This is a genomic window from Mucilaginibacter glaciei, assembly GCF_014773245.1.
Classification (GTDB): Bacteria; Bacteroidota; Bacteroidia; order Sphingobacteriales; family Sphingobacteriaceae; genus Mucilaginibacter; species Mucilaginibacter glaciei.
In genome coordinates this window covers 203,960-225,063 of the sequence record NZ_JACWMX010000002.1, presented here as the reverse complement: position 1 = coordinate 225,063, position 21,104 = coordinate 203,960, and the positions used below count along the sequence as shown (strand labels likewise).

Sequence of the window (21,104 nt, the reverse complement as noted above, 5' to 3'; positions counted from 1 at the left end):
ATTACAAAATTTATCCTGTAATACTACCCCTCCCACTTATTCCTTTAAACCCTATATTAGCGCTACCGAATTTATGAGCGCTTTTAAACCCGAATTACGCACCGTTAACGTTACCTGCTACGTTACCCCTTTACGCGAGGGCGGCTCGCTGCCCGCCATTGCCGAGGCCGACGACGGTTTCCTGTATGTTTTAAAGTTTCGCGGGGCAGGGCAGGGGCCAAAAGCTTTGATAGCCGAACTGATTGGCGGCGAGATAGCCCGTTTATTAGGCTTTCGGATGCCGGAGCTGGTGTTTGTGAACCTGGATGAGGCCTTTGGCCGTACTGAGCCGGATGAAGAGATCCAGGATCTGCTCAAATTTAGCGTGGGCTTGAACCTGGCACTGCACTACCTGCAGGGTGCTATCACTTTCGACCCGACGGTTACCTTGGTGGATAGCCGGCTGTCATCACAAATAGTGTGGCTGGATGCCCTGCTCACCAATGTTGACCGTACTGTGCGCAACACCAACATGTTGATGTGGCACAAAGAGTTATGGCTGATAGATCACGGCGCTGCCCTGTATTTTCATCACAGTATGGAAAACTGGGAGGAGCAGGCCAAACGCCCATTCGTACAGATCAAAGACCACGTGCTGCTCAAAAAAGCTGCTGATATGGAAGCGGTAGATAAAGATTTTAAAGCGATACTGACGCCCGATGTGATCAACGCGATAGTTGCCATTATCCCCGATGAATGGTTAACCGACCGCTCTTTTGAAACCGAGGACGACCAGCGGCAGGTGTACGCTCAATTTTTGAATATGCGCATAGCCAATTCTGACATTTTTGTAAATGAAGCCCAACATGCAAGATCGTCACTTATTTGAGTATGCCGTGATCCGCGTGATGCCCAGGGTAGAGCGCGAGGAGTTTATGAACGTTGGCGTGGTGCTGTATTGCAATAAGCAAAAGTACCTGAAGATGCTGTACCGGGTAGATACAGAACGTTTACTGGCATTGTTTAACGATATCGATATAGATGGGGTAGAGGCCAACCTGCATTCATACCAGCGCATCTGTGCGGGCGATAAAGACGGCGGGCCAATAGCCTTGCTTGATGCCGCATCGCGTTTTAGATGGTTAACTGCTACCCGCAGCACAGTGGTGCAATCATCAAAGGTACACCCCGGTTTTTGCCTGGATGGGGAAGATACGCTCACAAGGCTTTTTAATCAATTAGTACTTTAACCATACCCTAAAATAAACCTTACCAAAAATGAAACTTAAATTTTTAATCATCCCGCTGGCACTATTAGCCGCTTGCAAAGCACCCGTTAAAGAAGAAACCGTTAAAGAGGCCCCTTTGGCACCTATTCAGGGCACCTGGCAATTGGTTTCGGCGATTTCGGTTACCAAAGGCGACAGCGTGGTAACTTATCCGGTTAAGGGCGTAAAAGAGGAGATGATAAAAATGCTGAATGGTGATCATTTTGCATTTTTAAGACATAATGTGAAGGGCAGCTCCGGTAAGCGCAGCTATGATTCGGGCGGCGGTACCTACACACTTGAGGGGGATAATTACAAAGAAAATTTACAATACTACAGCAACAGCGCATGGGAAGGCCAGTCGTTCAATTTCAAAGTGACCTTTAAAGGCGATACGCTGGTGCAAAAGGGTATTGAAAAGATAGATAGCCTGAAGATCAATCACGAGATTATAGAAACCTACATCCGCATAAAGAAATAGTCATTTCGCAAAACCTTAAAAAATTTGATGACGCCTATTTTAACAAAAAAAGCCCTTACCCTTTGCCTCGCATTCTTATGCTTTGCCAATGTATTAATGGCCCAAAAGTTTAAGGTGATTGCCTTTTACACGGCAAAGGAAGACCAGGCGCACATCAGTTTTGTGCACGAGGCCAATAAGTGGTTTCCGCTCATGGCTAAGAAGTACAATTTTAGCTACGATAGCACCAACAATTGGAGCAACCTGAACGAGGCTTACCTGGCTAAATATAAAGTAGTATTATTTTTAGATACCCGACCGGAAGACACGACGCAGCGCAAAGCTTTTGAAGCTTATATGAAGGGCGGTGGCGGTTGGATGGGATTCCATTTCGCGGCCTTCGCGCTGGATAAATCGGCAGTGCCGGCTAACTGGGATTGGTACCACAACGAGTTTTTAGGTTCGGGCGAATATGGCAGTAATACCTGGCGACCTACGTCTGCAATCCTGAAAGTAGAGGACAGGACACACTCTGCAACCAAAAACCTGCCCGAAACTTTTAAAGCATCGCCCAACGAATGGTACCGCTGGCAAAACGACCTGCGCAAAAACCCGGATATCAGGATCCTGGCGTCAATAGACTCAAGCAGTTTCCCTTTAGGTACAGGCCCAAAGCAGAACGAGATCTGGCACAGTGGCTATTATCCGGTGGTGTGGACGAACAAGAAATACAAAATGGTTTACCTGAACATGGGCCATAACGATATCGATTACGAACACAAAACGAATCAAGACCTTTCGCATACTTTAGGCAACCCGGTTGAGGATAAGCTGATATTGGATGCGTTGCTGTGGATGGGGAATAAGTAACTCACCCAGGATTCGCTTCGCTGTCCGACCCTCTCTTCGCTAAAGCGAAAAGAGGGTGAGATAAAATGTACTTACCCTCTTTCCGCCGCAGGCGAAGAGAGTGCCGCGGGGTCAGTTGTTTTTGATGAGTAATTTTATAGCAACCTATATAACTAATAATATGAAAAGATGGATCGCCTACGGTTTAGTTTGGGCAGCGTTTATGTTTATCTGGAATAGTTTTATTTCGCCGCTGTTGTTCCCGCAATCCGCAAAACTTACCTGGTTTAATGCTGCAATAAGTTTGACTATCAGCCTGATAATTGGATTATTGATGAGTTATATTTTGCATCGTTATTTCCTTAAAAATAAAGAACAGGCAAAAGCTTAGCTAAAATCCTATTAAGCAAAAAGGCGCGTTGATCATCTCAAAGCGCCTTTTTTATGCTTAATTAAGTTTCTTTATTAAAAACTGGAATTGTTGCCAAAGCCAAATATGTTAAAGTTTAGGTCGGGCATAGGCCAGCGGTCGCTATAGCTTTCTGCCGATAAAATAACCGGGCTGTCTGTAGCTATTGATGAGCTCACGGCATGCGACATTGTATTATTGCCGTTTGCGCCGCTGTTAATATCCTGCGTTTGTTTAGCTGTTATGTTTTGCGTTTCCATGGTAGAATGTTTTGGTAGCGGTTTAACACAAATCTCGGTTATTCTGTTTGAAAATTTCATCAAAATTTCATTTTTATTTTCAATAATTTATCGTGTTGGGCGAACACTTCTGTATTCGTTGATCTCTGTATTTTCAACTCTGTGCGTTCTGTGGTTTGCAAATAAACTATCCATATATTTGAATTAACCAATTACCCGCCCGGCTATGAAAACTGCAACCCGTTTATTGCTGATGCTTCTGTATTGTTCCTTTACGATGTTTTCATCGGCGCAAACCAAACGCCTTACATATTGCAACCCGCTTAATTTGGATTACGGGTACACACCGTTCGAGAATTTTGCAGCATGGGGTAAGCACCGCGCCACTGCCGACCCAACCATGACCTTTTTTAAAGGCAATTACTACCTGTTCAGCACTAATCAATTCGGTTACTGGTGGAGCCCTGATATACTGAACTGGAACTTTGTATCCCGCAAATTTGTACGGCCCTACAACCAGGTAAAGGGCGACGAACTTTGCGCCCCGGCCACCTTGGTTTTGGGCGATACCCTGCTGGTGATCGGATCTACCTATAATAAAGATTTTACCCTTTGGATGAGCACCGACCCTACGCATGATACCTGGAAGGCCGCTAAAGACTATTTTAAGGTAGGGGCATGGGACCCCGGCATGTTTGCCGATGATGACGGCCGGGTGTACATTTATCATGGCAGCAGCAACACCTTGCCGCTTTACGGGCAGGAAATAGACCGCAAAACCTTTGAGCCCATTGGCCCTAAAAAGGAAATGATCAAACTGAACTGGCAGGAACACGGCTGGGAGCGTTTCGGAGAAAATAATGATAACGTATTCCTGACTGGTTTTATGGAAGGCAGCTGGATGAACAAACACAACGGCAAATACTACCTGCAATACGGCGCGCCTGGTACCGAGGGCAAAGGGTATGGTGATGGTGTTTATGTGGGCGATAAACCGCTTGGTCCCTTTAAATATCAAAGCCATAATCCCTTTAGTTACAAACCCGGCGGCTTTGCCAAAGGGGCGGGGCATGGTGCCACCTGGGCTGATAAATATGGCAATTACTGGCACGTCAGCACGATGGTTATCGATGTGAAAAATAACTTTGAACGCCGTATAGGTTTTTGGCCGGCGGGCTTTGACAGCGACGGCGTGCTGTATTCCAACACCGCTTACGGCGACTACCCACACTACTTGTCAGTTGGTAAGGAAGACCATCTGGAAAGTAATTTTACCGGCTGGATGCTGTTGAATTATAACAAACCTGTCGAGGTATCATCAACGCTTGGGGCGTATGTGCCTAACCTTGCCGTGGATGAGGATATTAAAACCTATTGGAGCGCCAAAAGCGCCAATAAAGGCGAATGGCTAAAAACCGATCTGGGCGAAGTAAGCACGGTGAAGGCTATCCAGCTTAACTATGCCGATCAGGATGCAACATTTATGGGGAAATCGATGGGTGTTTATCACCAGTATGTGATCACTTCCTCATTAGATGGCAAAACCTGGAAAACCCTGGTAGATAAAAGCAAAAATAAAAAAGATGTGCCGCATGATTATGTGGAATTGAAAACGCCTGCAAAGGCCCGTTACCTAAAGATCACCAATTTACACATGCCAACGGGTAAGTTTGCCTTGTCGGGTTTTAGGGTATTCGGTAAGGGTGGGGGTTTGGCACCTGATACCGTTCGCAACCTGATCGTACTGCGTGGCGATGCCGAACGCCGCAACTCCTGGCTGCGCTGGCGGCAAACCGATGGCGCGGTGGGTTATACCATTTATATGGGCGTAGCACCCGATAAGCTGTACAACAACATTATTGTGTACAACGTAAACGAGTACTACTTTAACGGCATGGAAAAAAGCCTGCCCTATTATTTCCAGATAGAAGCGTTTAATGAGAACGGGGTAAGTAAGCGGACGAAAGTGATGAAGGTGGAGTAGGTGGGTGTGATCCCTAAGCCGCGCGTCATTACTAGGTACGAAGCAATCTCCCAATATGCAAATCCGATAAGAAAAGTTCTGAGATTGCTTCGTACCGCGCAATGACTCGTTTTTTATTCTTGTTAAAAATAGCCACCCCTTTGGCTTAATAATTGCCCGTTTTTGCGAACCAAACTGATCAGCATGTTTAAAATAATATCTGCCCTTACTTTATTTATCAGTGTAAGCGTCCATGCCCAAACGCCCGACAGCCTCTTAAAACCATCGCCCATAAAAACGCTGACCACTCAACAATATAACGCGTTGATAAAAGGCGAAGACCAATATGGTATGGGCCTGGTTGCCGAATTGAATGGCCTTCCATCGCCAGACAGGGCCTTGAAATACAAAAAGGAACTGGACCTGAGCCCCACACAAGTGGCGACATTTACTAAGTTGGCCGTTGAATTAAAGCGTAAAAAGATAGAAATGGGCAACTTCATCGTCACTAACGAAACTAAATTAGAGACGATGTTCCGCACTAAAAAGTTAAATGAAAGCGACCTGATCTTTTATACCAACCGTTACGGCTTGTACCAGGGAGAACTGCGTAATGCCATTTTGCAGGCCAGTTTAAAAACATGGCAATTGCTTTCGCCACAGCAGGTTAACAAATTGCTGACATTCAAAAAATCATAATTGACAATATGCCGTTTGATTTATTTAATTTAGCGGCCAATAAAATGGTATGAAGATTACATTTGATTTTGAGAAACCGCTGGCAGAAATTCAGCAGCAGATAGAGAAAGTACAGCAGGTTGAAGAAAAAAACAAGCTGGACATGAGTGCTACTGTAGCCGAATTAACGGCTAAGCTGGAAACTGCCAAGAAAGAAATATACGGCAACCTTACCGGCTGGCAAAAAGTACAGATCTCCCGCCACCCAGAAAGGCCTTATACTTTGCAGTACCTGGAGCTGATGTGCGATGATTTTATAGAACTACACGGCGACCGTACCGTTGGCGATGATAAGGCCATTATTGGCGGCTTTGGTACCATGAACGGGCAAACCGCTATGTTTATCGGTCACCAAAAAGGGCGTAACACCAAAGAGCGCCAGTACCGCAACTTCGGTATGGCTAACCCTGAGGGTTACCGCAAAGCGCTAAGGCTTATGAAAATGGCCGAGAAGTTTAATAAGCCCGTTATCACCCTGATAGATACCCCCGGGGCATTCCCAGGTTTAGAAGCTGAAGAACGCGGACAAGGCGAGGCTATTGCACGTAACTTGTTAGAAATGTCGGTGTTGAGGGTGCCCGTTATTTGCGTTGTAATAGGCGAGGGTGCATCTGGTGGTGCCTTGGGTATTGGTATAGGCGATAAGGTAATGATGCTGGATAACTCCTGGTACTCGGTGATCTCTCCGGAAAACTGCTCTACCATCCTGTTCAAAACCTGGGAACATAAAGAGCGCGCCGCGGATATGCTAAAGCTTACCTCGACAGAAATGTTGAAGAATAAGCTGATAGACGGCGTAATTAAAGAGCCACTTGGCGGTGCCCATCAAGACCCGGTCGCTATGGCGACCATCCTGAAGAAACAATTATTAAAAGACCTGAAAACATTAGGCGAACGCAATATTGACGAGCTGGTAGCAGAACGGATCGAAAAATTCTGTAGCATGGGCTCGGTTGTAGAGGACTAAGCATTAACTGATATTAACAAGAAAAGCGGCTGATGGCCGCTTTTCTTGTTATCGAATATGTCATTGCGAACAAAGTGCGGTAATCTCTTAGTTTACAAGGCGGATATACATTGGCGAGGAGATTTCCACATCGCACCGCTCTTAGCAATGATACGTTTCTTTGGCAGTCGCTCGGCTCCCAGCCGAGTGACGATAATCTTACGGCCTCTGGCCGACGAGATGTTTAAACCGCGGCCGGAGGCCTTATAATAAACCTCACTCGGCAAGAGCCGAGCGACTGCGTGGGGGTAAGCGGATATGCTTTTAACTTATTTCTTTTCGGGTTTCTTTGGTTGCTCGAACGGTTTGCCGTTTAAAATAGCTTCAACAGCATCGCCTATTTCAAAGATGTTATTTTGATTATTGTTGCTCAGTAAAATGATAACCCGGCCCATGGGTTGCTCACCAATCAATAGCGCCTGGTAAAATACGCTGATACCATCATGCTTGTGTAGAACAACTTTATTGCCTTGCATGATCCCCCCGCCTAAGCCGGCCTGTTTGCCCGGCGCGTAAGGGGTCAACAGCTCCCGTGTCGAAGCCGGGTTAATTAATTTTAATTTCTCTATACACTGTTCCCATTTGTAAAAATCATCAAGGGTAACTGCTGTCCAACCGGTTATGGGGTAAATCAGGTCGCCGTGTTTGCCGGCATTGGTGTATGATTTTGCCATAAGCGGAGTCGATTCAATCGGGTCAACTACCGCGGTTTTCATTCCTGCGGGTTTCAGCATCTTTTCCGCAACAAATTGATTAAAAGGCAAACCGGATAACTTTTCGATGATGCGGCGCTGAATGAAAACGTTATTGTTGTTATAATGATAGTTAGTGCCCGGTGCAAAGTCCAGCTTTTTCAATTTCATCAGGTCGGCCATATCATCGGCATCACCCTTAACGGTTTTCCATTTTACATCGGGTATGCCGCTGGTATATTGCAAAAGGTTTTTAACGCTTACGCTATCCGCCCATTTTGGCCAGTCGGGGAAAAACTTCGAGAGGCGGTCATCCAGGTTAAGCTTGCCCTGCTCTTTCAGCATCATAATGCCCACTGCATTAAATTCCTTGGCGATAGAGCCAATATGAAACCGGTAGTCGAGGGTTAATTTTTTGGTTTTTAGTTCGTCTGTAAAGCCAAGCGCATTTTTGTAAACTTCCTTGCCATTATCTACTATCAATATATTTCCACTAAATAAGCCATCGCTATTAGCCTTACGGATCATTGAATCGAGCAATACTTTCTTAGTTTGGCTAAAAGCGGTAAGTGTGCATAGTGCCAATGTTGTAATAGTAAATATAGATCTGTAAAAGTTTTTCATACGCGGTTTTGACCATTGTTAATCACGATTGTTACTGTGTTGAATAAGAAAAGCGGCTGTTGGCCGCTTTTCTTATTCAACAATATGTCATTTGCTAACTTTGTGTGGCAATCTCAGAGAACAATCCGATATGCTGAGATTGCCACATCGCTGCGATCTTCGCAATGACATGTTTCTTTGGCAGTCGCTCGGCTCCCAGCCGAGTGACGATTATCTTACGGCCTCTGGCCGACGAGATGTTTAAAACCGCTTCCGGAGGCCTTATAATCAAACTCACTCGGCAAGAGCCGAGCGAGTGCGGGGCGATTGCCACATCGCCGTGCTATTGTAAAACATGCTAAATTTTTACTACTGATTAGCAGGCATTGCTAAGTTTCCAAATTTGGCCACGTAATCTTTCACCTGCGCATTCAATTTGGTTTCCAGCGCAGTCTGATTATAGTTCTTTAAGATCTGCGCCATGTTGTTGATCAGCGATATGCCAAATTGCACATCACGCGCGTTCACCTCGTCAGGGTTCTTTTGCATCAGCGTATAATTGTAATTGAGTTGATCGGTCAGGTAACCATCAATCTTATTAATCAGGCTGGTCCCGATAGCGGTTTCATTGGCGTGGAAAGCACTCTCAGACATGTAAAACTTAGTCAGTGCCAAATCCTGCGTCATGATCTGCTCAGGCATATTGGCGGCGTATTTCTGCAATACCTTTTTAGCCAGGTCGGGTTTACCTTCTTTGATCAGGTTATCGGCCAGGGTGGTAAATGTGGTGGTCATCACGCGGTAAAACAGCGTTAACGATTCATGATCTAAATTCTTAGCGGTTTTAAAGTTGCCATATTTAAACTTATTCATCACGTTCGCATACATCACATTGGTATTGCTGGTTTCTAAGAAACGGGCGTTACTATCCGGAGCAAAGGGCATCAGCCGCAACGCTAAACCTTCATTGTAAAAATATTTATCTAAGCCAAGCATATTTTCGTTACCGGCAGTCACCGTAAAGTATATCGGGCGTTTCCAGTTATTGTGGGCGATGATATCCATAATAGCCAGGTTGTCTTTGGTAACATATTTACCGGGGTAGGTAAAGTCCATTTGAGGTACAATACGCCCTTTTTCGCTTGCAGGCACGGCACCCGCTTTAACAACTTCATCGGCGTTAACAGTCAGCTTTAAATTTTTAGTGGGCAAATAATTCGCCGCATCAACGCCTTCATATAATTGAACTTTGGTTTGCGGATCGTCCGACGTCAGGAAGTCAAAAACCTCTTTCAGCTCTGTTGGCCCGGCTACTTTGGCATCATTAAAATAGATCACATCGCGTGTGCCGGTTTTAAACTTATCATTGCTCATGGTGATAGGCAACGGGTCCGAATCGTTCATTTTCTGCTTCATCTGGCGGATGTACCAGTCGGTACCCAGTAAACTCAGGTTCACGATCCGTATATCCGGGCGAACGCCTTCCACTTCCTGGATGTACCATAGCGGGTAAGTGTCGTTATCGGCAAAACAAAATAATATGGCATTCGGCGCGCAGGAATTAAGGTAGTTATACGCCATATCATGCGGCGTTAACTTGGTAGAACGGTCATGGTCGTTCCACTCCTGGTTGGCCATTAATACCGGTGCGGCTAATAAGCAAACCACGGTTGCTATGATGGCACCTGTTTTAGCGTTTAGCTTTTTGCTGATGAAATCGGCTATCGTTAACACCCCTAAACCTATCCAGATAGCAAAGGCGTAGAATGACCCGGCGTAAGCATAATCACGCTCGCGGGGCTGCAAAGGGTCCTGGTTTAAGTAAAGCACAATGGCTAAACCTGTAAAAAAGAATAAAACCAATACCACTCCGGCATCGCGCTGGTTGCGTTTTACATGGTAAACCAAACCAAGCAAACCAATGATTAGTGGCAGGAAGAACAGCCTATTGTACGCGTTGCTTTCGGTAACAGATTTTGGCAGGTCCTTTTTAAAATTTAAACCGCTTATCCATGCACCATCAATCCCTGCGCTGTTTTGCTGCCCGTCCATCTCATTGGTACGGCCAACAAAGTTCCACAGAAAGTAGCGGGTATACATTTGGTTAATTTGCCATGTGGTAAAAAAGCCCAGGTTGGTGGCCATGGTGGGTTGTTCATCGGGCCCCAGGTGCGACCACGCCCTGTAAAATTCAGGGTGACCGGCCTTATCGCCGCTAAACATCCGCGGGAACAAGGTGTTGCGGTCGTATATAGTGTTCAGCTTTTTACCGGCTGTTTCATATTTATTTGCACCGCGGCGGTAAATAACCGGGCCGTCGGTTTGGTCAATCGCTTTCGAATCGAAGTACTGGCCATACATTAAAGGCGTGTCGCCATATTGGTCGCGGTTAAGATAGCTGTTCAGGGCAAAGGCATCCTGCGGGTCGCTGTTATTTAAGTTGGTCCCCGCCTTAGCGCGGATAACGATCATAACAAAAGAACTGTACCCGAACAGGATGAACACCGCGCAGATCAATACCCGGTTGAGGGCCGCACGCCTTTCACGTACCTTTAAAATATATTCAAAGAATGCCAAAGCAGCAGCAGCACCCACAAAGCCGATGATGCCTGCGCTAATGGTTAGCAATACCACAAAACTGGCCACAGCCGTAGCTAACGCCGCTGTCGAGGGCTTTACGGTGTAATAGATCCCGGCGGCCAGTGCAAGCGCCACCAACAGGTAAAACGCGATAGCACCGCTGCCAAAACCCATTCCCAGGGTATTTACAAATAACAAGTCGGAGTAGGCAGCACCCTTAACGGTGAATTGAATTACACCCCAAAGGATAATAGCCACAGTTACTACGCCTAATATAAAGGCCCATATGGTGCCTTTGGTGCTCACATTTTTTGCCTTGCGGAAGTAGATCACTAACGCTATGGCAGGTATTACCAATAAGTTTAATAAGTGGATGCCGATAGAAAGCCCCATTACGTAAGCGATAAAAACGATCCATTTATCTGCACGCGCCTCATCTGCATGGGCCTCCCATTTTAATATCGCCCAAAACACAACCGCTGTACATAGTGACGACAAGGCGTAAACTTCGCTCTCTACCGCCGAGAACCAAAATGTATCAGAAAACGCATAGGCCAAAGCACCAACTAAACCCGAGCCGATGATCAGGATCAGGTTGGTTTGGGTAAGCTCTTCACCGGCTTTCACCAACAATTTTTTAGCCAGCGCCGTGATGGTCCAGAAAAGGAACAGGATAGTTGCACCACTCGCCAATGCCGACGACATATTGGTAAAATAAGCCACCTTGTTATTATTGCCGAACGACAGCAGGGAAAATACCTTGCCTATCATGGTGAACAGGGGGGCACCGGGTTGGTGGGCTACCTGCAGGCGGTAAATACAGGCAATAAATTCGCCGCAATCCCAAAAGCTGGTTGATGGCTCAAGGGTTAAAATGTAGGTTAACGAGGCAATTATAAATGTGGCCCAGCCAAAAATATTATTAGTTTTGTTGTAGTTCATCGGGTGTTATACGGTAATAGTCAGGTTTCAATCAGCCGAAAATAGCAAAACTATTATGATGTTGAAGCTAAACAAGGCAATACTTAACACTTTTTAACGTATAGCAACTTGAGGGTTAACTGTTTAAAATACTTTTTTAAAATTTGCTTTCGAGTATTGAAAAATCATCTTATATTTGCATTCCTTTTCGGGGAGCTTGCAAACCAAAAGAGATTGCCTGATAGTATAAAGGTAGTACGACGGTTTTTGGTACCGTTTGTCTAGGTTCGAATCCTGGTCGGGCAACATAGAATATTTCGGATTTCGAATTTTCAGTTTCGGATTTACATCTGATAGAAAAATTGAAATCCGATTGTTTTTATAGGGGGTTGGTTGATATTATGGGGATGGGAAGTAGAGAAGCAATTCGAAATTGAACATCCGAAATTCGAAATCCAAAGAAAGATGCCTTTACAGTTTAATACAGTTAAGCTATTTGCAGGTTCCGGTTCAAAGGAACTATCAACAAATATTGCTGCATCTTACGGCCAGGAGCTCGGCGATGTAGTTTTATCGCGTTTTAGCGACGGCGAATTTCAGCCCCATTTTAACGAGTCTATCCGCGGTTGTGATGTGTTTTTAATTCAAAGCACGCACCAACCTACCGATAACCTGATGGAACTGCTCATGATGATCGATGCCGCCCGCCGTGCATCAGCCCATTATATTATAGCAGTTATCCCTTACTTCGGTTTGGCCCGCCAGGACAGGAAAGATAAGCCGCGTGTTGCCATCGGCTCAAAACTGGTAGCAAATTTATTAGTGGCGGCAGGTATTAACCGTATCATGACGATGGACCTGCACGCTGCACAGATACAGGCATTTTTTGATGTACCGGTAGATCACCTGGATGCATCGATCATATTTGTGCCTTACATCAAAAGCCTTGGTTTAGGTAATATAACAATTGCATCGCCGGATATGGGCGGCTCATACAGGGCCCGCAGCTTTGCAAAGTTCTTTAGTGCCGAAGTGGTAATTTGCGATAAGCGCCGTAAGCGTGCAAATGAAATTGAAAGCATGACCATCATCGGGGATGTTACCGATCAGGACATTGTACTGATAGATGACATTTGCGATACTGCCGGTACGCTTGCAAAGGCCGCCGGTTTAATTATGGAGCGCGGTGCGCGCAGTGTACGTGCAGTTTGTACGCACCCTGTGTTATCGGGTAAGGCTTATGAAACTATCGAGAACTCGGCTCTAACCGAACTGATAGTGACAGATACCATCCCGTTAAAGCACACCAGCCCTAAAATAAGGGTGCTGTCAACTGCTAAACTGTTTGCACAGGCTATAAGCAATGTAAACGAACACGGCTCGATAAGCCAGTTGTTTAAGGTTGATTAAGAAAGTCAATAGTCTATGGTCAATAGTCCATAGCAGTAAGAGAGATTAAAAATATCCATACCATGTTGGTATGGCTTGTATATAAATAAATAATGAAATCAATTGCTATTAGCGGTTCTCCGAGAGAGAACGTAGGGAAAAGAGACGCTAAAGAACTGCGTTACCAGGGCTTAGTGCCTGCAGTACTTTACGGTGGGCCAACACAAACCCACTTTTCAGTGTCCGCAGCTGATATGAGGGCCGTAGTTTATACTCCGGTTGTTCATTTCATCGACATCGAAGTTGCTGGTGTTAAATCACAGGCTATCATTAAAGATATGCAGTTCCACCCATTAACGGAGCAGCTTATCCACGTTGACTTTTTGTTGTTAGATGAAAAGAAACCTATCACTATCGAAATTCCTGTAAAATTAACAGGTACTTCACCAGGTGTAAAAGTGGGTGGTAAATTAGTGCAGAAATTACGTAAACTGCGCGTTAAAGCTTTACCGAAAGATCATTTAGATAACATCGAAGTGAGCATCGGCGAGCTTGAAGTTGGTAAATCTGTAAAAGTTAGCGAGATTAACTTGCCAAACTTAACTATTACCAATGCACAGGAAGATACAATCGTATCTGTAACTACATCACGTGCGTTACGTCAGGCAGAACAAGAAGCCGGTAAAAAATAATTGGGAGTTACCACCGATTAAGGTGATCAACTGATTTAATTTAATAGCGATGGGTTTTATACCCATCGCTATTTTTTTTGTCCTTTTTGGGTATCTTTAAACCATGACCGAGTTAGAACAGTTAACCTCTATTTTTTTTAGCCACGATTATTTTACTGATTTCAAATTTAATGGTATGGTCACAAAACCCACTGCCGAAACTACAACAAGAATGGTTGAGCAGGGGCTATTGATAAAACCTGTAGCAAACGGAATAATCTTATTTAGTGAAAATTTAAAAGACGCCGTTAGAACGGAACTTGATTTTGAGCTGGTTTTAAACGATCCTGCTTTTTTTAACTATAGCTTAATAACTCGGTCGGCTTTGGATGGGAAGCTACTTCGCTTTTCCAACTATTCAACCCAAGAAAATAATTTGGCATTAACCGAAACGGTACGGAGGGCCCTAACGACTGATTTTTCTGTTAACGCTTTGCCTTCTGTAGCCGATAATAAACACCTGTTTGGCATGATCAACCTGAAGATAGTTCAGGGTATGCCCGCTAAATACAACATTACCTTCCACGCTAAAGCTACATTTTGGCACTACCATATCATCAGTAAAGATTTAAAGCCTTTTATGGAATGTAGCGTAATCAATACTGCTACAGGGGAAGTGTTTGACGGGCCGCATAGTGAGAAGTTAGCAAACGGAGAAGATGCACTGGTTTTTAAGTCGCCAAAACCAATTGTATTAAGTAACAGGAAATCATCGCATTATCAGTTGGTAACCGGATACGATAAAATAAATGGAAATCATAAAAAGGTATTAGCTACGCTGCCTATCGCCAATATAATTCAGACAGTTGCCGGTTCTCCCGATAATGTGTCTGAAATATTTATAAACTATTAACTTTATAGTGGTTTTTGCAATTAAAATTCGCTTGTAATTTGGCCTTAAGATTAGCTATTTTCGCAAAATGAAATACCTGGTAGTTGGTTTAGGAAACATAGGGCCCGAGTATGCCGATACCCGGCACAACATCGGCTTTATGGTGCTGGATGAACTGGTGAAACAGGAGAAGGAGAAGTTTTACAGCATGCGCCACGCGTATTATGCCGAAGTACCCTACAAAGGCCGGATGCTGCACCTCATCAAACCAACCACCTACATGAACTTAAGCGGCAGGGCCCTGAACCACTGGATGAAGGAACTGAAGATCCCCGTTGAGAACGTATTGGTTATTGTAGACGATATCGCCCTGCCATTAGGCACCCTGCGCCTTAAACCCAAAGGTAGCGCTGCCGGCCATAATGGTTTAAAACACATTGAAGCTACTTTAGGTAACAATGAATATGCGCGCCTTCGTTTTGGCGTGAGCGACAACTACCCCAAAGGCCGCCAGGTTGATTACGTGCTAAGCGGCTTTGACGATGATGAAAAGCCGGAACTGCCCGCATTAATAGACCGCTCTATCGAGATGATCAAAAGCTTTGCCACCGTCGGCACCGAGTTAACCATGACCAGGTTCAATAAGTAATTAATTTGTTACTAAGGATTTAGTTAAATAATTGTTAAAAAGTATTTTTTGGTGCAACGGTAATGTACATTTACGTGTCTAATCACCCAAAGCAACTGAATGAAAATATTTTTACTTACTGCACTTGCCTGTATTTTATCCGCGCTGTCTTTTGCGCAAACTACACCACCAACTATTACGGTTAAGGGTATCGTTATCGATTCGGCTATAAACAAACCGATGGGTTATGCTACCATTGCCATTACAGATGCAGTTACTAATGCGCCCGTGAAGAGCATGCTAACTAAGGATGACGGTGTTTTCGAGATAAGTAAATTGCCGGCAAAGGCCTATAAATTATCTGTATTGTTTGTAGGTTATCGCACCAAGGTGTTAAACATCAGCGGCAATAAGGCTATAGAAGATGTTGGTACGGTCAATTTATCCCCGTCAAGCAAGCAATTGAAGGAAGTATCGGTGGTGGCCGCCAGGCCGCTGATGAAACAAGAAGTTGACCGCATTAGCTATGATGTGCTGGCCGACCCGGAAAGCAAAAGCCTTTCCGCGCTGGATATGCTTAGAAAGGTACCATTGCTTTCTGTTGATGCTAACGACGCTATCAAACTGCGGGGCAGCGGTAATTATAAGATTTTGCTAAATGGTAAGGAATCGGCATTAATGGCACGTAACCCGGCAGACATATTAAAGGCTATGCCGGGCACCAACATTGTTAAAATAGAGGTGATTACTACGCCACCCGCAAAATACGATGCTGAAGGGTTAGCCGGTATCATTAATATCATTACTTCTAAAAATGCCGATCAAGGCTATAACGGATCTGTTAATGCTTACTATAACACCGTTTTCGGCTATCGTACTAATTTAAACCTTACCCTTAAGCAGGGGAAGTTTGGTATAAATGCCTTTGGTGGCGTAGGTAACCGCAGGGATGTTAATACGCCATTTACCAACTCTACCGAGTTTTTAAAACAGCCATCAACCATTATGCAAAGCGGCAGCAACTACAACGGAGGGAGTAACAACTACGTTAGTACCGAGTTAAGTTTTGAGGCCGACACCCTTAATTTATTAACCGGTACATTTAATTATTATAAAAGTAACAACACACAGGGTAGCAACCAGCTAACTATGCAGGTTGATAATGGCATCGCTACCAACTATAATACCACTAATATTGGCAGCGGCGGATATAATGGAGGAGATTTTGGCCTGAATTATCAACATGGTTTTAAACGCAATAAAAACCAATTGCTTACCGCATCATACAAATACAGTAATAACGGAAACAGCACTAATAATAACGTTAGTCCGGGTAACACAACCGATTACCGCCAATTTAACAAGGCAGGGTCAAAAGAGCATACAACCCAGTTAGACTATGTGCATCCGCTAAAAGCTATTACAATAGAAGCCGGCGGTAAAATGATCAACCGGGCTAACTTTAGCAATTTTCGGAACGATATATTGACCGCCAGCGGCGAATACGTAAACGATCCAACACAAACCAACGATTTTGATTACAAGCAGGATGTTTACAGTCTTTATAACTCATACCTGCTTAAGTTGGATAAATGGACTTTTAAAAGTGGTGCACGTTTTGAGCGAACGGATATTAAGGCCAACTTCTCATCAACAGCAACTAATCTGGATCAGGGCTTTAATAACTTGGTGCCGTCAGTATCTATTCAGCGCAGTTTAACCGGCAGCACCTTAACATTCGGGTTTACTCAACGCATTCAACGCCCGGGCATTTACCAGTTAAACCCGTTTGTTAACCGCAGTAACCCCTTATACATCACGGTTGGTAATCCCTCATTAGTGCCCGCTGTAAATAATAACTTTGAATTGAGCTATGGCCGGTTTACCAAAGGTTCGTTTAACCTGAGCAGCAGTTATTCATTCGCTAACAATACTATCCAAAACCTGGCCAGCGTGAATGGCAATGTAACTACAACTTCGTTTGCCAATGTAGGTAAAAACAAAAATCTGGCCCTTGATTTAAATATGACCATCCCATTCACTCCCAAATTAAACCTCAATGTAAACGCCGAAATTCAGCAGGTTTGGTTAAAAGGTGCTTTTAATGGTCAATTTTACAGCAACAGCGGCCAGCAGGGCCATGTGTTCACTAATGCCAGCTATAAGTTTGACGATGGCTTCAGGATAGGTGCAAACATAGGGTTTGATAGCCGCTACGTGTTATTGCAGGGTACAGACAATTATTATTTAGGTTACGGGGCTAACGTATCTAAGGAAATGTTCGGTAAAAAAGCATCGATATCTTTATATGCGAATGGTCCTTTTAGCAAGTACATAAAACTTGACTTTAGAACGATCACCGATGATTTCCGGACAACTACCTATAACTACCAGATCTTCCGCACTTTTGGCCTTAGCTTCAATTATAAATTCGGTAAACTGAATAGCACCATTAAGAAAAATCAGCGTGGGATAAATAACGACGACAGCAGCGGAGGAAGCAGAAATTAGTATTTTTGCCACATGAAAGTTTACGGTATCACTAACTGCAATACGGTTAAAAAGGCAATAGATTGGTTAAAGGCTCAACATGTAGCTTATGAGTTTCAGGATTTTAAAAAGTTGGGTGTAAGCGCAGATAAGTTGGAGGAGTGGGACGCTAAGGCGGGTTATGAAAAGTTCATGAACAAACAGGGCCTCACCTACAAACAGCTGGACCCTGCGGTTAAAGACGGCATCAAAACAAAGGATGATGCGCTGAAGTTGTTGCAACAGAAAACCAGCATGATCAAACGCCCCGTTATTGAAGATGGCGACTTCCTTTTCTTCGGTTTTGATGAAGCAGTTTATGCCGGTCATTTTAAAAAGTAAGTAAGCCAAAACAAACGGCTACTTTTCAAGGTAATATTCCTTTTATCCACAGGTAACAATACGTTTACCCGCGCTGTGCAATATTATTATTTGCAGTATACTTGCCTAATCAATTATTAAAACATGAAATTTAAACTGATAGCCGGTTGTACACTGGCTTTTACCAGCTTGTGCAGCATTAGCCAGGCACAACAGGCACCGGCAACAACCCCGCCGCCGGTATCTAAATATGATTATCACGATGCCTTTGCGCCGTTCTTCTACACCAAAAATGGGTCGGAGTTTAGGGCGGCCGATGGACAGCAAGGTCCTAAATACTGGCAAAACCGTGCCGATTATCAACTGGCCGCCAAGTTGGATGACCAAACTAACGAGGTTATCGGTACCGAGGTTTTAACCTATACCAACAACAGCCCGCAACGTTTAAGCTTTTTGTGGATGCAACTGGATCAGAATTTGTTTAAGGCAGATTCTCGCGGATCGGCAATTATCCCGCCAACGGGTAGCCGAAATGGTACAGGTGGCCGTGCAGCCCTGGCCGATGCAGGTTACAAAATAAAGTCGGTAAAAATGGTGGGTGCTAAAGGTGCTGCCGCTACCGACTTGAAGTACCTGATCAATGATACCCGCATGCAGATATTTTTAACACCTGCGCAAATTGTTGCGGCAAACGGCGGGCAAATAAAACTGAACATCGAGTATTCGTACATTGTACCCGAGTATGGATCGGACCGTACGGGTTACCAAACAACTAAAAACGGTAAGATCTATACCATTGCTCAATGGTACCCGCGTATGTATGTGTATGATGATGTAATGGGCTGGAACGCCTTACCCTACACCGGGCCAAGTGAATTTTACCTGGAGTACGGCGATTTTGACTTGAGCATCACCGCACCCGCCAACCATATTGTTGTAGCCAGCGGCGAGTTGCAAAACCCAACAGAGGTTTACACGCCCGAGCAGGTGAAACGCTGGGCCGAAGCAGCAAAAAGCGAAACAACGGTGATGATCCGCACGGCAGACGAGGTGACCAACGCGGCATCGCGCCCGGCGGGTAAAAAAGAACTGACCTGGAAATTCAAGATTAAAAACGCACGCGACGCATCATGGGCATCGTCGGCAGCGTTTATCGTTGATGCCGCTAAAATGGACCTGCCAAGTGGCAAAAAGTCAATCGCTATATCAGCCTACCCAACAGAAAGCAACGGCAACGATGCCTGGGGCCGCAGTACCGAATATGTAAAAAAATCTATTGAATATAATTCGCAAAAATGGTTCGAGTACCCTTACCCTGCGGCAACAGCAGTTGCCGGCTCAGTAGGCGGTATGGAATATCCGGGGATTGTTTTCTGTGGATCAAGAGCCAAAAAAAGCCAGCTCTGGGGTGTGAACGACCACGAGTTTGGCCACACCTGGTTCCCAATGATCGTGGGTTCTAACGAGCGTTTGTATGGCTGGATGGATGAGGGCTTTAACACTTTCATCAACACACTAAGCACAGCAGATTTTAATAAAGGCGAATATGCACCTAAAAGGCCAACAGATATGCAGTACACCGGCGGCCGTTTAACCAACCCCAACCTGGAGCCTGTAATGAGCAACCCCGAGAATTTGAAGGAAGCTAATAATGGTACACTGCTCTATTTTAAACCGGGTGCCGGTTTAACGTTATTGCGAGAGCAGATATTAGGCCCTGAACGTTTCGACTATGCGTTTAAAACCTACATAGCACGCTGGGCATTTAAACACCCAACGCCTGATGATTTTTTCCGCACGATGGAGAACGCCAGTGGCGAAAGCCTGCAATGGTTCTGGAGGGGGTGGTTTGTAAACAACTGGCGGCTGGATGTTGCCGTTGATGGGGTAAAATATATCAACGATGATCCGTCAAAAGGCTCATTGATCAGTATCACCAATATGGAAAAAATGGCTATGCCAACCATTTTGGAGGTCAAGTACATCAGCGGTAAAACAGAGCGTTTAAAACTACCTGTCGAGATCTGGGAGCGTAATAAAACCTTTGTAGTGAAACATGCATCAACAGAGGAGATTGAATCTGTAACTTATGACCCCGATAAGGTACTGCCCGACTTCAATCCGGATAACAACGTCTGGAAAAAGCAATAACAATTTAAAACCCGGTTTAAGCCGGGTTTTTTGTTGTTCTTTATACCGATTTACACAAACCATCAAGGTTTTTATAGGTTAATCAGTTATATACTTCACCAGCCATGTCAAAGATCCTACCAGTTATAGCCGTAATAATATTTGCCTCGACTTTTGCCCGGGCACAAAACACACTTAAGGGCACCGTTTATGAAGATAAAAGCAGCACCAAGCTTACCAACGTTTTTATAAAGAACGTGACCAACAAGCAAGTTACCATTACGGATAAAGATGGTAATTTTACCATCAAAGCGGCTACCGGGCATACCATCGTATTTAATTCACCGGGTTATCTGCCCGATACCTTGTACCTTATTGATTTACTGACAAGGCGGATCGACCTGGTATCGAAAACGATTAACCTGAGCCAGGTAAACGTTACAGCAACCCGAGCAGATTTTAACCCCCGGGTTGAATATGCCGAAGTTTATGAGAAAAGTAAAGTGTACGCATTCTCACCGTCAACATGGTTTAGTAAAGAAGGTAAGGATGCCCGCCGGTTAAAGCGCTATTTCCGTACGGAATCTGAGGAACGCCATGTCGATGCCGTGTTTAGTCCGGTATATGTAGGTAGTTTAGTGCCTTTGAAAGGGAAGGAACTGTTAAACTTTATATCACTCTACCGCCCAACCTACCAATTTTTGAAGTCTAATAATTCCGAGTCGGTAGTGGCCTACATTAATGATAGCTACAAAAAGTACCAGTCGTTACCTGCCGATAAACGCGCCTTACCCGCCCTTAAGACCGAATAATTAGCTTGCTGAAAACGCATAGATA

General features: G+C 44.6%; 19 protein-coding genes and 1 tRNA gene. 17 read left to right on the top strand and 3 right to left on the bottom strand.

Annotation, left to right across the window (positions count from 1 at the left end):
- Positions 1-73: 73 nt before the first annotated feature.
- The 5 genes from IDJ76_RS05625 (at position 74) to IDJ76_RS05605 (ending at position 2,947) form a co-directional block, all read left to right on the top strand.
- Complete coding sequence (locus tag IDJ76_RS05625; protein WP_191161635.1) at positions 74-868, top strand: HipA family kinase; 795 nt, start codon at positions 74-76, stop codon at positions 866-868.
- Positions 846-1,229 carry a DUF3037 domain-containing protein gene (locus IDJ76_RS05620; protein WP_191161633.1) on the top strand — a complete coding sequence of 128 codons (384 nt, stop codon included), beginning with the start codon at positions 846-848 and terminating at the stop codon, positions 1,227-1,229. The genes IDJ76_RS05625 and IDJ76_RS05620 overlap by 23 nt, the downstream gene beginning before the upstream one ends.
- Positions 1,230-1,257: 28 nt before the next feature.
- Positions 1,258-1,728: a lipocalin-like domain-containing protein gene (locus IDJ76_RS05615; RefSeq protein WP_191161631.1), complete on the top strand. Its 471-nt coding sequence runs from the start codon at positions 1,258-1,260 to the stop codon at positions 1,726-1,728.
- A gap of 27 nt (positions 1,729-1,755) precedes the next feature.
- Complete coding sequence (locus IDJ76_RS05610; RefSeq protein WP_191161629.1) at positions 1,756-2,577, top strand: ThuA domain-containing protein; 822 nt, start codon at positions 1,756-1,758, stop codon at positions 2,575-2,577.
- Between the two features lie 160 nt (positions 2,578-2,737).
- A complete protein-coding gene (locus IDJ76_RS05605) occupies positions 2,738-2,947 on the top strand; it encodes a hypothetical protein (protein WP_191161627.1) in 210 nt (69 codons plus the stop codon).
- A 74-nt stretch (positions 2,948-3,021) separates the two neighbouring features.
- On the opposite strand, the gene IDJ76_RS05600 is transcribed toward IDJ76_RS05605, so the two are convergent.
- Positions 3,022-3,225: a hypothetical protein gene (locus tag IDJ76_RS05600; RefSeq protein WP_191161625.1), complete on the bottom strand. Its 204-nt coding sequence runs from the start codon at positions 3,223-3,225 to the stop codon at positions 3,022-3,024.
- A 205-nt stretch (positions 3,226-3,430) separates the two neighbouring features.
- Between IDJ76_RS05600 and IDJ76_RS05595 the strand changes: the two genes are divergently transcribed.
- The 3 genes from IDJ76_RS05595 (at position 3,431) to IDJ76_RS05585 (ending at position 6,872) form a co-directional block, all read left to right on the top strand.
- Positions 3,431-5,188 carry a family 43 glycosylhydrolase gene (locus IDJ76_RS05595; protein ID WP_191161623.1) on the top strand — a complete coding sequence of 586 codons (1,758 nt, stop codon included), beginning with the start codon at positions 3,431-3,433 and terminating at the stop codon, positions 5,186-5,188.
- A 183-nt stretch (positions 5,189-5,371) separates the two neighbouring features.
- On the top strand, positions 5,372-5,866 hold the full coding sequence (locus IDJ76_RS05590) for a hypothetical protein (protein ID WP_191161621.1): 495 nt from the start codon (positions 5,372-5,374) through the stop codon (positions 5,864-5,866).
- Positions 5,867-5,915: 49 nt separating this feature from the next.
- Positions 5,916-6,872, top strand: a complete 957-nt coding sequence (locus tag IDJ76_RS05585; RefSeq protein WP_191161619.1) for an acetyl-CoA carboxylase carboxyltransferase subunit alpha — start codon at positions 5,916-5,918, stop codon at positions 6,870-6,872.
- 308 nt (positions 6,873-7,180) lie between these two features.
- Here the strand turns inward: IDJ76_RS05585 and IDJ76_RS05580 are convergent, their stop codons facing one another.
- Both IDJ76_RS05580 and IDJ76_RS05575 read right to left on the bottom strand, forming a co-directional pair.
- The gene (locus IDJ76_RS05580) at positions 7,181-8,227 is read right to left on the bottom strand and encodes a serine hydrolase domain-containing protein (RefSeq protein ID WP_191161617.1); all 1,047 of its coding nucleotides are present in this window, start codon (positions 8,225-8,227) and stop codon (positions 7,181-7,183) included.
- A 348-nt stretch (positions 8,228-8,575) separates the two neighbouring features.
- On the bottom strand, positions 8,576-11,728 hold the full coding sequence (locus IDJ76_RS05575) for a DUF2723 domain-containing protein (RefSeq protein WP_191161616.1): 3,153 nt from the start codon (positions 11,726-11,728) through the stop codon (positions 8,576-8,578).
- A 214-nt stretch (positions 11,729-11,942) separates the two neighbouring features.
- On the opposite strand from IDJ76_RS05575, the gene IDJ76_RS05570 reads away from it, so the two are divergent.
- The 9 genes from IDJ76_RS05570 to IDJ76_RS05530 all read left to right on the top strand — a co-directional run bounded on the left by IDJ76_RS05570 (position 11,943) and on the right by IDJ76_RS05530 (position 21,079).
- Positions 11,943-12,013, top strand: a tRNA-Gln gene (locus IDJ76_RS05570).
- Positions 12,014-12,172: 159 nt separating this feature from the next.
- Entirely contained in the window at positions 12,173-13,117 is a 945-nt protein-coding gene (locus tag IDJ76_RS05565) for a ribose-phosphate pyrophosphokinase (protein ID WP_191161614.1), read from the top strand.
- 92 nt (positions 13,118-13,209) lie between these two features.
- Positions 13,210-13,788, top strand: a complete 579-nt coding sequence (locus tag IDJ76_RS05560) for a 50S ribosomal protein L25/general stress protein Ctc (protein ID WP_191161612.1) — start codon at positions 13,210-13,212, stop codon at positions 13,786-13,788.
- 103 nt (positions 13,789-13,891) lie between these two features.
- On the top strand, positions 13,892-14,680 hold the full coding sequence (locus IDJ76_RS05555; protein WP_191161610.1) for a hypothetical protein: 789 nt from the start codon (positions 13,892-13,894) through the stop codon (positions 14,678-14,680).
- 67 nt (positions 14,681-14,747) lie between these two features.
- Positions 14,748-15,308: an aminoacyl-tRNA hydrolase gene (pth, locus tag IDJ76_RS05550; protein ID WP_191161608.1), complete on the top strand. Its 561-nt coding sequence runs from the start codon at positions 14,748-14,750 to the stop codon at positions 15,306-15,308.
- 99 nt (positions 15,309-15,407) lie between these two features.
- Entirely contained in the window at positions 15,408-17,798 is a 2,391-nt protein-coding gene (locus tag IDJ76_RS05545; RefSeq protein WP_191161606.1) for a TonB-dependent receptor domain-containing protein, read from the top strand.
- A 12-nt stretch (positions 17,799-17,810) separates the two neighbouring features.
- On the top strand, positions 17,811-18,158 hold the full coding sequence (locus tag IDJ76_RS05540) for a Spx/MgsR family RNA polymerase-binding regulatory protein (RefSeq protein ID WP_191161604.1): 348 nt from the start codon (positions 17,811-17,813) through the stop codon (positions 18,156-18,158).
- Positions 18,159-18,281: 123 nt separating this feature from the next.
- Positions 18,282-20,288 carry a M1 family metallopeptidase gene (locus IDJ76_RS05535; protein WP_191161602.1) on the top strand — a complete coding sequence of 669 codons (2,007 nt, stop codon included), beginning with the start codon at positions 18,282-18,284 and terminating at the stop codon, positions 20,286-20,288.
- A gap of 104 nt (positions 20,289-20,392) precedes the next feature.
- A complete protein-coding gene (locus IDJ76_RS05530) occupies positions 20,393-21,079 on the top strand; it encodes a hypothetical protein (RefSeq protein WP_191161600.1) in 687 nt (228 codons plus the stop codon).
- The last annotated feature ends 25 nt before the right edge of the window (positions 21,080-21,104 follow it).

Excerpts from the sequence above, each read along its gene's own strand:
- IDJ76_RS05545 (WP_191161606.1), top strand. The coding sequence starts at position 15,408 with ATGAAAATATTTTTACTTACTGCACTTGCCTGTATTTTATCCGCGCTG.
- IDJ76_RS05620 (WP_191161633.1), top strand. The coding sequence starts at position 846 with ATGCAAGATCGTCACTTATTTGAGTATGCCGTGATCCGCGTGATGCCC.
- IDJ76_RS05590 (WP_191161621.1), top strand. The coding sequence starts at position 5,372 with ATGTTTAAAATAATATCTGCCCTTACTTTATTTATCAGTGTAAGCGTC.
- IDJ76_RS05585 (WP_191161619.1), top strand. The coding sequence starts at position 5,916 with ATGAAGATTACATTTGATTTTGAGAAACCGCTGGCAGAAATTCAGCAG.
- IDJ76_RS05600 (WP_191161625.1), bottom strand. The coding sequence starts at position 3,225 with ATGGAAACGCAAAACATAACAGCTAAACAAACGCAGGATATTAACAGC.
- IDJ76_RS05580 (WP_191161617.1), bottom strand. The coding sequence starts at position 8,227 with ATGAAAAACTTTTACAGATCTATATTTACTATTACAACATTGGCACTA.
- IDJ76_RS05535 (WP_191161602.1), top strand. The coding sequence starts at position 18,282 with ATGAAATTTAAACTGATAGCCGGTTGTACACTGGCTTTTACCAGCTTG.
- IDJ76_RS05605 (WP_191161627.1), top strand. The coding sequence starts at position 2,738 with ATGAAAAGATGGATCGCCTACGGTTTAGTTTGGGCAGCGTTTATGTTT.
- IDJ76_RS05615 (WP_191161631.1), top strand. The coding sequence starts at position 1,258 with ATGAAACTTAAATTTTTAATCATCCCGCTGGCACTATTAGCCGCTTGC.
- IDJ76_RS05610 (WP_191161629.1), top strand. The coding sequence starts at position 1,756 with ATGACGCCTATTTTAACAAAAAAAGCCCTTACCCTTTGCCTCGCATTC.
- IDJ76_RS05595 (WP_191161623.1), top strand. The coding sequence starts at position 3,431 with ATGAAAACTGCAACCCGTTTATTGCTGATGCTTCTGTATTGTTCCTTT.
- IDJ76_RS05540 (WP_191161604.1), top strand. The coding sequence starts at position 17,811 with ATGAAAGTTTACGGTATCACTAACTGCAATACGGTTAAAAAGGCAATA.
- IDJ76_RS05560 (WP_191161612.1), top strand. The coding sequence starts at position 13,210 with ATGAAATCAATTGCTATTAGCGGTTCTCCGAGAGAGAACGTAGGGAAA.
- pth (WP_191161608.1), top strand. The coding sequence starts at position 14,748 with ATGAAATACCTGGTAGTTGGTTTAGGAAACATAGGGCCCGAGTATGCC.
- IDJ76_RS05565 (WP_191161614.1), top strand. The coding sequence starts at position 12,173 with ATGCCTTTACAGTTTAATACAGTTAAGCTATTTGCAGGTTCCGGTTCA.
- IDJ76_RS05530 (WP_191161600.1), top strand. The coding sequence starts at position 20,393 with ATGTCAAAGATCCTACCAGTTATAGCCGTAATAATATTTGCCTCGACT.
- IDJ76_RS05575 (WP_191161616.1), bottom strand. The coding sequence starts at position 11,728 with ATGAACTACAACAAAACTAATAATATTTTTGGCTGGGCCACATTTATA.
- IDJ76_RS05625 (WP_191161635.1), top strand. The coding sequence starts at position 74 with ATGAGCGCTTTTAAACCCGAATTACGCACCGTTAACGTTACCTGCTAC.
- IDJ76_RS05555 (WP_191161610.1), top strand. The coding sequence starts at position 13,892 with ATGACCGAGTTAGAACAGTTAACCTCTATTTTTTTTAGCCACGATTAT.